Annotated in this window: 6 protein-coding genes; 3 read left to right on the top strand and 3 right to left on the bottom strand. The window is 68.8% G+C overall.

Annotated features, from left to right (window positions below; genetic code table 11):
* Nucleotides 1-953: acyltransferase family protein (locus ABD134_RS01170; RefSeq protein WP_344225946.1), on the top strand; the 953-nt coding region annotated here is incomplete at its 5' end.
* A 122-nt stretch (nt 954-1075) separates the two neighbouring features.
* Here ABD134_RS01170 and mfd read toward each other — a convergent pair.
* Nucleotides 1076-4846: a transcription-repair coupling factor gene (mfd, locus tag ABD134_RS01165; RefSeq protein ID WP_378108413.1), complete on the bottom strand. Its 3771-nt coding sequence runs from the start codon at nt 4844-4846 to the stop codon at nt 1076-1078.
* A 92-nt stretch (nt 4847-4938) separates the two neighbouring features.
* Here mfd and ABD134_RS01160 point away from each other — a divergent pair, with 92 nt between their 5' ends.
* Nucleotides 4939-5445: a DUF2505 domain-containing protein gene (locus ABD134_RS01160; protein WP_344225944.1), complete on the top strand. Its 507-nt coding sequence runs from the start codon at nt 4939-4941 to the stop codon at nt 5443-5445.
* A gap of 167 nt (nt 5446-5612) precedes the next feature.
* Here ABD134_RS01160 and ABD134_RS01155 read toward each other — a convergent pair whose 3' ends face one another.
* Nucleotides 5613-6593, bottom strand: a complete 981-nt coding sequence (locus ABD134_RS01155) for a ribose-phosphate diphosphokinase (protein ID WP_344225942.1) — start codon at nt 6591-6593, stop codon at nt 5613-5615.
* Nucleotides 6590-8161 carry a bifunctional UDP-N-acetylglucosamine diphosphorylase/glucosamine-1-phosphate N-acetyltransferase GlmU gene (gene glmU, locus ABD134_RS01150; protein WP_344225940.1) on the bottom strand — a complete coding sequence of 524 codons (1572 nt, stop codon included), beginning with the start codon at nt 8159-8161 and terminating at the stop codon, nt 6590-6592. Before glmU ends, ABD134_RS01155 begins: the two co-directional genes overlap by 4 nt.
* Nucleotides 8162-8398: 237 nt before the next feature.
* Here glmU and ABD134_RS01145 point away from each other — a divergent pair, with 237 nt between their 5' ends.
* Nucleotides 8399-12400, top strand: a complete 4002-nt coding sequence (locus ABD134_RS01145; protein WP_344225938.1) for a N,N-dimethylformamidase beta subunit family domain-containing protein — start codon at nt 8399-8401, stop codon at nt 12398-12400.
* Nucleotides 12401-12415: the final 15 nt, after the last annotated feature.

Genomic DNA, 12415 nt, shown 5'->3' with positions numbered 1-12415 from the left:
TCGCCGTGGTGGCGGGCCACTCCTACGGGCCTCGCCTGGTCGGGGGCGAATACCTGGAGATCTGGCGGATGCCGCTGTTCTTCTTCCTCACCGGTTACTTCTGGACCCGTGGACGTCCCTTCGTCTACGAGCTCCAGGCCCGGTGGCGGACCCTGGCGGTGCCGTACCTGATCTGGGCCGTCATCATGAGCCTGGCGGCCTGGGCCTGGACCCGGGACACTCCCGGAGAATTCTGGCCGTTGATGGCCAACGGTTGGTACGGGGGTTCCGATCAGACCCCGCCGTGGTGGGCCTTCTGGTTCATCTCAGTGCTCTTCTTCGTCACCCTGCTGCGGCGCATCCTCGAACGGTTCCCCGTGCTTGTGGCTTGGGGGGTCGCCATACTCGGCCTGGCCCTGTCCATGCTGCCGGACAGCCTGCTCGGCCGCACTCCCCTGGGCCTCGGCCTGGCGCTGCCCTGCCTGTTCTTCGTGCTGGCCGGCGAGCTGTTCCGCTATGAGATACAACCCCGGATCAAGCGCAACCGCGCGTTGCTCGGGGTGGTGCTCATCGGCGCGGGGTTCCTCGCCGTGACGCTGGGCGTGGAACCGCTGAACATCAAGTTCTCCGGCTTCGGCCAGTTCCTGATCACCCCCGTGGTAGGGGCCATGACGGCCGCCGGCTTCGTGCTGGTCTTCAGCACCGTGGTGAACCGGCTCGTGGCTGGCGCCGCCCGCCCCGTCAACGCCCTCGTGCGGACCGGCACGGTGGTGGTGCTCTTCCACGGCTGGCTCCTGCAGACCCTCGTGGACGTCGGCATCCTGGACGACGGCGCCAAGTTCGTCCTGACCGTCCTCATCAGTTGGGCCGTGGGCCTGGCCCTCAACGCCACACCCCTGTCCCCCTGGTTGGCCGGGGTGCCCGCGCCGGACTGGTGGGTGCAATGGCGGGCCCGGCGGAACCCACACTCCTGACGCACGGCTGAAGGCCAGTCACTTTGCGGCCAGATATGAGTACTTATTTCTGCCCGCACAGTGAAACGGGGTGACGCGGTCCCGGTATAGAGGCTGGTGCAGAGTGGAACACCCCCGGTCGCTCAGGCCGGGGCGTCCGGCAGGAAGATCGCCTTGAGCACCTGGGCCGCCCAGTCCAGCAGGGGCAGGTCAGTGAGGTCCTTGCCGCCCACCGGCGCCGTCTTCGGCCGCGGGATCATCACGGCGTTCAGGGCCGGTTTGACCGCGGCGCCCTTGTACATGCGCTGGAGACGCATCTGACGGGACTCAGGCAGGTCCGCTGGACCGAACTTCACGTTCTGGCCCATCAGCATGACCTCGGTGACGCCGGCGGCGCGGGCCGCGTTGCGGAAGCGGGCCACCGCCACCAGGTTCTCGGCGGCGTCCGGCAGGTCCCCGTAGCGGTCCTTGAGCTCCTCGACCACGGCGTCCACGGCCGCGTCGTCGTTGGCCTGGGCCAGGTTGCGGTAGGCCTCCAGGCGCAGCCGCTCCCCCGGCACGTAGTCGTGCGGCAGGTGCGCGTTGATGGGCAGTTCCACCTTGACCTCGGCCGGGGTGGTGTCCTCGCCGCCCTTGAAGTCCGCCACGGCCTCGCCCACCATGCGCAGATAGAGGTCGAAGCCGACTCCGGCGATGTGCCCGGACTGCTCCCCGCCGAGCAGGTTGCCGGCGCCGCGGATCTCCAGGTCCTTCATGGCCAGTTGCATGCCGGAGCCGAGCTCGTTGTGCGCGGCCACCGCCTTGAGCCGTTCCAGGGCAGTCTCGTTGAGTGATTTCTCCGGGTCGTAGAGGAAGTAGGCGTAGGCGCGGTCCCGTCCGCGGCCAACCCGTCCACGCAACTGGTGCAGCTGGGACAGCCCGTAGGCGTCGGCCCGGTCGATGATCAGGGTGTTCGCGTTGGCGATGTCCAGGCCGGTCTCGATGATCGTGGTGGAGACCAGCACGTCGAACTTCCTCTCCCAGAAGTCCTCCATGACCCGTTCCAGCCGGGTCTCGCCCATCTTGCCGTGGGCCACCACCACGCGGGCCTCCGGGATGAGCTCACGGATCTCCCCGGCCACCTTGTCGATCGAGGAGACCCGGTTGTGCACGAAGAAGACCTGACCCTCACGCATCAGCTCGCGGCGGATGGCGGCGGTGATCTGCTGGTTGGTCTTCGGGCCCACGTAGGTCAGTACCGGGTGGCGTTCCTCCGGGGCCGTGGCCAGGGTAGAGGTCTCGCGGATGCCGGTCAGGGACATCTCCAGGGTGCGGGGAATGGGCGTGGCGGACATGGAGAGCACGTCCACGTTGGTGCGCATGGTCTTGAGCACCTCCTTGTGCTCCACGCCGAAGCGCTGCTCCTCGTCCACGATCACCAGGCCGAGGTCCTTGAACTGGACCTCCTTGGACAGCAGACGGTGGGTGCCGATGACCACGTCCACGGTCCCCTCAGCCATCCCGTCCAACGTCTCCTTCGAGTCCTTGGCGTTCTGGAACCGGGACAACGGCTTGACCTTCACGGGGAAGCCCGCGAAGCGTTCGGTGAAGGTCTCGTGGTGCTGGCGCGCCAGCAGCGTGGTCGGGACCAGCACGGCCACCTGCTTGCCGTCCTGGACCGCCTTGAAGGCGGCCCGGATGGCGACCTCCGTCTTGCCGAAGCCGACGTCGCCGGAGATCAACCGGTCCATGGGCACGGCTGACTCCATGTCCTTCTTGACCTCGTTGATGGTGGTCAGCTGGTCCGGGGTCTCGATGAACGGGAAGGACTCCTCCAGTTCCCGCTGCCAGGGGCTGTCAGGGGCGAACGTGTGTCCGCGGGAGGCCATGCGGGCCGAGTACAGGCGGATCAGTTCACCGGCGATCTGCTTCGTCGCCTTCTTCGCCTTGGACTTCGTGGACGCCCAGTCGGACCCGCCCATCTTGGACAGGCTCGGCGCCTCTCCGCCCACATACCGGCTGACCTGGTCGAGCTGGTCCGTCGGGACGAACAACCGGTCCCCGGGCGCACCCCGCTTGGACGGCGCGTATTCCAGGACCAGGTACTCGCGGTAGGAGTCGGCACTTCCGCCGGCGCTCGCACCCGCGCCCGCACCGCCGGCACCCACCGTTCCGGAGGCGACCTTGCGACGCTGCAGCTCCACGAACCGGGCGATGCCGTGCTGCGTGTGCACCACGTAATCGCCCTCGGTCAGGGTCAGCGGGTCCACGGCGTTGCGGCGCTTGCGTGCGAGGGTCTTGGTGCCGCCCCGGGCCCCGGCCGCCCGGTTGCGGCCGAACAGATCCTGCTCCGTCAGCAGCGCCACCTTGGCCCCGGGCAGGGCGAAGCCGGAACCGGCGACGGCGGTCGTGATGGTCACCTGCCCCGGTTGCGGCTCGGAGGGCACGGCATCCACCACGACGGCGGCCAGGCCGGCCTCCCCGAACAGTTCCGCCAGGCGGCGGGCTGGGCCCGGCCCATCCGTGGCGACGACGGCCTGCCAGCCGTCCCGGCAGCGCTCGGCCACGTGCCGGGTCATGGCCTCCACGTCCCCGGCGAAGCCCTGCGGCTCGGCCAGAGAGGTGCGCAGGGCTGAGGCATCCGGCAACAGCTCCACGTCCGTGCCGAGGCTGGTGAGCTGCCACCACCCCTGGAACCGGTGCAGGGCCGCGGTGCGGGTCTCGGCGAGGGTGGCGAAGCCGCCGGCGTCCGCCTGTCCGCCCTGCCCACCGTCCGGTCCGGGGACCCCTGTCCCGGAGCCGATGTCCACGGGGGCGACTCCGCCCATGGCGGCGGTGGCCCAGGCGGCCTGGAGGAACTCCTCGTTGGTGCTCAGCAGGTCATCGGCGCGGTGGCGGATCTTCTCCGGTTCCACGAGCACGGTCAGGGAGCCCTCGGGCAGCAGGTCCACGAGTGGGACCATGCCCTCGGCCAGGATCGGGGCAAGGGACTCCATGCCCTCCACGGCCATGCCCTCAGAGATCCGCTCGAGCATGTCAACGGCTCCGGGAAGCCGGGGCATGAGCTCCTTGGCCCGGCGCCGGACCGTGTCCGTCAGCAACAACTCGCGGCAGGGCGGCGCGTAGAGGGTGGTGGGGTGGCCGGTGCCGTCCCCGCTGGTGTCCTCCAGGGAGCGCTGGTCCGCCACGGAGAAGTAGCGCAGCTGCTCCACCTCGTCCCCGAAGAACTCGATGCGCAGCGGGTGGGATTCGGTGGGCGGGAAGACGTCCAACAGGCCGCCGCGCACCGCGTACTCGCCGCGGCGGGAGACCATGTCCACCCGGGAGTAGGCGGCGTCCGCCAGTGCCTGGACCACGCCATCGAAGTCGTGGTCCTCGCCGACGGAGATCCGCACCGGCTCCAGGTCCCCCAGGCCGGCGACCATGGGCTGCAGCACCGAGCGGATCGGGGCGGTGACCACGGCCAGTGGCGCGCGGCCGTCCTCTCCGGGGTGGGCCAGACGGCGCAGCACCGCCAACCGGGTGCCGACCGTGTCCGAGCGAGGAGACAGTCGTTCGTGCGGCAGGGTCTCCCAGGAGGGGAAGTGGGCCACAGTGTCCGGGTCCATCCAGCCGGCCAGGTCGGCGGTGAGGTCCTCGGACTCACGTGAGGTGGCGGTGACGAGCAGGACGGTGGCCGGGCGAGACAGTCCCGAGTCGGACAGGCCGGCAGCCGGCAGATCAGCCGGCGTCGCCAGGGCACCGTTCTTGGCGAGCTCAGCCGCTGCGCCGGCGAGCAGGGCCACCAAGGGCGGCCGGGCGCCGTCGGGAAGGCTGATCTCCAGGTCCTCGGTGCGGTCGGCACCGGTGCGGGCAGCGGAGAGGGAGGCAGCGGCGATGGCCTGGTCCTGCAGCAGGGCGGGGAACATCCCTGCCAGAGGGTGGGGAGTGGTCATTCATCCCAGCATAGTTGGTCGATATAGGCTCGGGCGTGGTGTCCGCCGCTGGCGGAGACCAATGGAACAGACCGAACCCCCAGGAGGACCTCATGGCGTTCAAGGAATCAACCACCATTGCCCACCCGCCAGCCGACGTGTTCGCCGCCTTGGTCGACGAGGCCTTCAATCGCAAGGTCACCGAGGGCCTTGGCGGAGCGCTCGTCGCCTTCGAGCGCCAGGGCGAGCTCACCGGTCCGGTGAGCATCACCATGGTGCGCTCCGTGCCGGTCAACAAGTTGCCGGACGCCGTGCAGAAGGTCGCCGGCAAGTTCCTCGGGGACAAGCTGAGCGTGGAGCAGCAGGAGACCTGGTCTGCCCCCGCGGCCGACGGCTCCCGCACCGGCCAGTTGATCGTCACCGTGAGTGCCGCCAAGACCACCGCGACCGCCGAACAGCTGCTGCTGCCGACGGACGCCGGCACCGAGGTGCGCGTCACCGGCACCCTCGAGTGCAGGATCCCGCTGCTCGGCAAGAAGATCGGCCAGGCCGCCGAGCCCCGAGTCGGCCAGGTGCTGGGACGTCAGGCCCGCGAAGTGGCCACCTGGCTGAAGCGGTAACCGGTCACGGGCCGGAACGGTAGCCGCTCCACCCGACCGGCCTAGGCATCCACTACGAGAGGACAATGCACCCGTGGGTCCCACGGGTGCAACGTCCTCTCGTAGTTGCTTAAGGCGATCCGAGCCCGGGCACGGCGGCCCGCGGCTCTACACCGCGGGCCACCGGCTCAGGCGTCGCCGTCGAACAGGCTGGTGACCGAGCCGTCCTCGAAGACCTCGCGGATGGCGCGGGCCAGCAGCGGGGCGATGGACAGCACGGTGAGGGCGTCGAACCGCTTCTCCTCCGGGATCGGCAGGGTGTTGGTCACCACGACCTCCCGGGCGCCGGACTCGGCCAGGCGCTGCGCGGCCGGATCTGAGAACACGGCGTGGGTGGCGGCGATGATGACGTCCTTGGCGCCGGCCTCCTTGAGCACGCGCACGGCCCCGGCGATGGTGCCGCCGGTATCGATCATGTCGTCGATCAGCACGCAGGTGCGGCCCTCGACCTGGCCGACGACCTGCTTGGACACGGCCTGGTTCGGCACGGTGAGGTCACGGGACTTGTGCACGAAGGCCAGCGGGGCACCGCCGAGGCGCTCGGCCCACTGCTCCGCCACCCGCACGCGGCCGGTGTCCGGGGAGACCACGGTGAGCTCCTCCCCCTCCGTCTTGGTGCGGATGTAGTCGCTCAGCAGCGGCACCGCGAACAGGTGGTCCACCGGGCCGTCGAAGAAGCCCTGGATCTGGGCGGTGTGCAGGTCCACGCTCATGATGCGGTCCGCGCCGGCGGTCCGGTACATGTCAGCAACCAGGCGGGCGGAGATGGGCTCGCGGCCGCGGCCCTTCTTGTCCTGCCGCGCGTAGGGGTAGAAGGGCGAGATGGCGGTGATGCGCTTGGCGGAGGCGCGCTTGAACGAGTCCAGCATGAGCAGCTGCTCCATGAGGTGGTTGTTCAGCGGCGCCGGGTGCGACTGGATCACGAAGATGTCCTTGCCGCGCACGGATTCACCCGAGCGGACGTAGATCTCCCCGTTCGCGAAGTCATAGGCGCTCATCGGCAGCAGCTCGGTGCCGAGCTCCTCGGCCACCTGTGCCGCCAGCTCGGGGTGAGCCCGGCCCGCTGCCAGAACCAGCTTCTTCTCGCTGTGCTGGGTGATCTCGTTCATCGCTGTGTACTTCCTGATTCTGACTGGGTTGGCCGGCCGGTGAGGGTGTGATCGGTGGTTGGGGTGCCGTGGCCCACGCGGGCCCGGGCGGCCGCATCGGCGGCCGGCGAGCCGGGGCGGCGGTCCTCGACCCAGCCCTCGCTGTTGCGCTGCGGGGCGACGGTCAGGGCGAGCGCGCCGGCCGGGACGTCCTTGCGGACCACGGCGCCGGCACCGGTGTAGGCACCGTCCCCCACGGTCACGGGGGCGATGAAGACGGTATTGGACGAGGTCCGCACGTGGTCCCCGATCACGGTGCGGTGCTTGTTCACGCCGTCATAGTTGGCGGTGATGTTGCCGCAGCCGATGTTGGTGTACTCGCCGATCTCCGCGTCCCCCGCATAGCCGAGGTGGGACAGCTTGGAGCCGCGGCCGATGACCGTGTTCTTGGTCTCGTAGAACGCCCCGATCTTGCCCTGCTCCCCCAGCACGGTGCCCGGGCGGAGGTAGGTGAAGGGCCCGACGGCGGCGCGGTCACCGATCACGGCGCCACTCGCCTGGGTGCGGGTCACGGTGGACCCGACGCCCACGGTGGTGTCCACGAGCGTGGTGTCCGGGCCGACCACGGCGTCCTCGGACAGGTGAGTGGTGCCCTGCAGATGGGTGTTCGGCAGGATGGTGGTGTCCGATTCCAGTGTCACGGTGGAGTCGATCCACGTGGTGGCCGGGTCCTGGATGGAGGTGCCGGCGCGCATGTGGCGCTCCAAAGTGCGGTGGTTCATCTCGGCGCCCAGGGCCTGCAGCTGCACCCGGTCGTTCGCGCCCTCGACCTGCCAGCGGTCCTGCGTGGTCACCGCGGCCACCCGGCCACCGGCGGCACGGGCGATGGACAGCACGTCCGTCAGGTACATCTCGCCCTGCGCATTGTCCGTGGTGACCTCCGCCAGTGCCGTGACGAGCAGGGCACCGTCGAAGGCGTAGATGCCGGAGTTGACCTCGTTGATCTGCTTCTGGGCTTCCGTGGCGTCCTTGTGCTCCACGATCCCGGCCACCGAGCCGTCGGTGTCCCGCAGGATGCGGCCGTAGCCGGTGGGGTCCTCCAGGAGTGCGGTCAGCACGGTGACCGCGTTGGACTCGGACTCATGGGTGGCCACGAGTTCGGCGAGGAGCTCCGTGGTCAGCAGGGGGACGTCGCCGTAGGTGACCACGACGGTGCCGGTGATGCCGCTGGTACCGCGCGGGCCGGCGTCGGGCGTGGGTGATGCGGCGGCCGTGAGGGCCTCGAGGCCGCACTGGACGGCGCGGCCGGTGCCCGGGGTCTCGTCCTGGTCCGCGATGACCGGAACGGTGCCGAGGGTGTCTGCCAGGGACAGGATGTGGTCGGCCACCAGGTCACGCTGGTGGCGGACCACGGCGACCAGCTCGCGCGGGTTCAGCCCCGCGGCGGCGGTGAGGGCGTGACCGATCATGGACCGCCCCCCGATCGGGTGCAGGATCTTGGGGGTTTTGGACTTCATCCGGGTTCCCGCCCCCGCGGCGAGGACGATGACGGCTGCCGGCGTTGCGGGCGCCACGGTGGATTCGGTCAAGGATCTGCACTCCTGCTTCGATAGTCCAGTGCTGGTTGACTGCCGCCGGTCAGTCTAGACGGTCGGGCGGGAGGGCTCCGAACCGGGGTGATCGCCGAGGCGAAGCCAGATGCTCAGCAAGTGGGCTACTCGATTCTCCCTAGGTCCGTTTCGCTACTACGGAGGGCCATACCCGTTCACCGCGTGCTCGGGTCGGTACCCACAACCTGGGGAACTAGGGGATTCTAGTCTGGCCCAATGCACCCAGTCTCGCCCGCACCCCCGCCACCGGTCACTGTCCACCGCCACTATGCGCGACTGCGCCGTTGGTGGCCGTCCCTTGCCATCGTGTTCGTCGCCACAGTGGCCCTCATCCTGCCCTTCGGATGGGCGCCGCTTGTGTCCGCCGCAGAGAACTGCGGGCCGGGCGCCAATCGCATCGTGTGTGAGAATTCCAAGCCGGGTTCGCCCTATACCGAGTGGGAGATCGAGGGTGCGGGCGACGAGTCCATCCAGGGTTTCGCCACGGACATCAGCGTCAACGCGGGAAACCGGATCGATTTCAAGGTCGACACCGATGCCGCCGACTACGACATCGACATCTACCGGACCGGATACTACGAGGGGCTGGGTGCCCGCAAGGTGGCCTCCGTGGATCCGGGCGCCGCTCTGCCGCAGAAGCAGCCCGAGTGCCTGCGGGACGCGTCCACGGAACTGACCGACTGCGGTAACTGGGCCGTGTCCGCCGCCTGGGACGTGCCGGCCGATGCCGTCTCAGGCGTCTACGTGGCCAAGCTGACGCGCAAGGACACCGGCGGCGCCAGCCACATCACCTTCGTGGTGCGCAACGATGGCGTGAAGGCCGACGTCCTGTTCCAGACCTCTGACACCACGTGGCACGCCTACAACAACTATGGCGGCTCGAACTTCTACCAGGGCGGGGCCAATACCCGCGCTTACAAGATCAGCTACAACCGTCCGTTCGCCACCCGCGGCGGGATCGAGGCCCGGGACTTCTACTTCGGTGCCGAGTACCCGATGGTTCGCTTCATGGAGCGCAACGGCTACGACGTCACCTACTTCTCCAACGTCGACACGGACCGACACGGTGACCAGCTGACCAACCACAAGACGTTCCTCTCCGTCGGTCACGACGAATACTGGTCCGGCCAGCAGCGCGAGAACGTCGAAAAGGCGCGCGACGCCGGCGTGAACCTCCAGTTCCTCACCGGCAACGAGGCCTACTGGCGTGTCCGCTACGAGAAGTCCCCGGCGGATCCCGCCGGCAACGACTACCGCACCCTGGTGAGCTACAAGGAGACTTGGTCCGACCGGAAGATCGACCCGGCCGCCGAGTGGACGGGGACCTGGCGTGACCCGCGGTTCGCCTCTCCGGCCAACGGCGGCGGCAAGCCGGAAAACGCGTTGTCCGGAACCGCCTACGTGGTGAACTTCGGCGACCTCCCGGTGACGGTCAACGACCGTGAGGGCGACCTGAGACTCTGGCGCGGCACCAACCTCACCAACCTGGCCGCAGGGGCCGAAGAGCCTCTGGCCCCACACACGGTCGGTTACGAGTCGAACGAGGACCTGGACAACGGCTTCCGCCCTGCGGGCCTGATCCACCTGTCCACCACCACGGGACAGGTGCCCGAGTACCTGCAGGACTTCGGCAACGTGGTGGCACCGGGCGAGACGACCCACCACCTCACCCTGTACAAGGCCGCCAGTGGTGCGCTCGTGTTCTCCGCGGGCAGCATCCAGTGGACGTGGGGCCTCGACGACTGGCACGACGGTGACGGCGCAACCCCAGACCAGCGCATGCAACAAGCCCAGGTCAACCTCTTCGCTGACATGGGCGTGCAGCCCGGCACGCTCCAGCCAGACCTGGTGGCTGCCCAGGCGTCCCAGGACTCCACCCCGCCCACCGTGGCGGTCACCTCCGAGCCCTCCGCCGCGGTGGCCCATGGCCAGAAGGTGACCATCAAGGGCACCGCCTCGGACGGTTCCGGTGCCACTGCCGGCAAGGTGGCCGGGGTCGAGTACTCGCTCGATGCCGGCGCGACCTGGAACCTGGCCGAGGGGACCACGAGCTGGTCCTTCACCTACGTCCAACAGGGCATGGGGCAGAACACCGTGCTGGTCCGGGGCATTGACGACAGCGCCAACTACCCCGCCTCCGGTACGCCCATCACCGTGGATGTGACGGGCCCCTACAGCGTCTTCGGCACCAATACGCCGGATACCGCTGACGCAGGGGACCCGGAGCCGGTCGAACTCGGATTGCGGTTCACCCCCACCACGGATGGCCTGGTAACCGGCGCACGGTTCTACCTCGGCGGCGCCAACTCCGGCCCGCATACCGGATCCCTGTGGTCTTCGGACGGCACCCGCCTGGCCACGGCCAGCTTCCCCAGCGGCGGCTCCGACGGCTGGCAGACCACGGAGTTCAATGAGCCCGTGGCGGTGGAGGCCGGCAGCACCTACGTGGTGTCCTACTCCGCTCCGAACGGCCACTACGCCGCCGACCCGTACTACTTCGCCTACCGTGGCATCACGGCGGCCCCGCTGACCGTCGCCGGTGGCTTCGGAGTCTCCCAAGGCGGTGTCTACGACACCAACGGCGGATTCCCCGCCTCAAGCTACAACAGCACGAACTATTACGTGGATGCGGTGTTCGAAGCCGGTGACGAGGCAGCGTTGTCGGCAGGGACCCCCCGGCCGGCCCACACGGCCAACTCCGTGCCGGTGGACACGGCCGTCAGCGCGGTGTTGACCCGAGACGTCGTTCCATCGAGCGTCGCCATCACCGTCAAGGCCGGTACCGGCGACCGCGATCCGGGTGCACCGTCGGCCGGCACGGCCGTGCAGGGCACCACATCCTACGATGCGGCCACACGGACGGCCACGTTCACCCCGGACAAGTCCCTGGCGAACGGAACCCCCTACACCGTGACCCTGGTCGCCCGCGATGCTGCCGGTGAAGTGGTCACCCGGGGCAACACCTGGAGCTTCAGGACGGTGTCCGCTGCATCGGAGAACGGCCCCTTCGGGTTGCTCGCCGAATCCGTGGTCCCCACGACGTCCCTGGTGGACGATGGCGAACCCGTGACCCTGGGCACGGCCTTCTCCACCACCGAGCCGGGCACGGTCACCGGGCTCGAGTTCTACAAGGCCGCCGGAAACCCTGGTCCGCACGTCGGCGCCCTCCATGCCTCGGACGGCACCCTGCTGGGCGAGGTCACCTTCGGCACCGCATCGGCCTCCGGATGGCAGCACGCTCCCCTGGACACCCCGGTGAGACTGGAGACGGGCAAGGAGTATGTGGTGTCCTACCGGACCACCCAGTACTCCGCCGAGCTCGGCCAATGGGCGGAGCCGACCATCTCGGGACCGCTGCGGACCCCGGTCGACGCGGGCCGGTACAACTACGGCGGCACGTTCCCGGACACGGCGACCTCCACCAACTACCTGGTGGACGTCCGGTTCGCCCCGGATTCGGTCGAGCCGACGCCGACGCCGACACCCACTCCGACACCGACCGAACCGACTCCCACTCCCACACCCACACCCACACCCACACCCACCGAGCCAACGCCGACTCCCACCCCCGAGCCGACACCCACTCCCACACCGACCGAGCCGACGCCCACGCCGACTCCCACCGAGCCGACGCCCACGCCGACTCCCACCGAGCCGACGCCCACTCCAGGGCCGACCACGTGTGACGCACGCGATTTCACGGACAACGTCTTCGGGTCGCGACTCTACGAACACGTCCGCTGGCTGCAGTGTGAGGCCATCACGAACGGCTACGCGAACAATTACTACGGCAAGAACAAGGACATCTCCCGTGGCGAGTCCGTGGCCTTCATCTACCGGTACTTGGATGAACCCTCCGCCGGAACCGAGAAGAAGTTCCCTGACGTTCCGGAGAGTCACACGCACTTCGCCCCGATTTCCTGGGCCGTGGAGAGCGGGGTCACGACGGGGTACGCCGACAAATCGTTCAAGCCGGGCAGGGAAGTGACCCGTGGAGAGTTCGCATCGTTCCTCTACCGGGCCGTCAAACCCGCCCAGGAAGGGACGGCGACGTTCTCGGACGTGAAGGAGTCCAGCGCCCACTACAAGGCCATCTCGTGGATGGCATCCGAGGAGATCTCCATCGGTTACGAGGACCAGACCTTCAGGCCCGGCCGGTCCATCAGCCGTGGTGAAGTGGCCGCGTTCCTGCACCGCTACGACCTGACCGTGGATTGAGCGGAGAGCACGTCA

The sequence above is a fragment of the Citricoccus alkalitolerans genome (assembly GCF_039528175.1).
GTDB classification, from domain to species: Bacteria; Actinomycetota; Actinomycetes; order Actinomycetales; family Micrococcaceae; genus Citricoccus; species Citricoccus alkalitolerans.
The sequence above is the reverse complement of the archived record's forward strand: the minus strand, read 5'-3'. Positions and strand labels throughout refer to the sequence as shown.

What these genes read in the sequence shown, in the direction of transcription:
- mfd (WP_378108413.1), bottom strand. Translation starts at nt 4,846, where the DNA reads ATGACCACTCCCCACCCTCTGGCAGGGATGTTCCCCGCCCTGCTGCAG.
- ABD134_RS01160 (WP_344225944.1), top strand. Translation starts at nt 4,939, where the DNA reads ATGGCGTTCAAGGAATCAACCACCATTGCCCACCCGCCAGCCGACGTG.
- ABD134_RS01155 (WP_344225942.1), bottom strand. Translation starts at nt 6,593, where the DNA reads ATGAACGAGATCACCCAGCACAGCGAGAAGAAGCTGGTTCTGGCAGCG.
- ABD134_RS01145 (WP_344225938.1), top strand. Translation starts at nt 8,399, where the DNA reads ATGCACCCAGTCTCGCCCGCACCCCCGCCACCGGTCACTGTCCACCGC.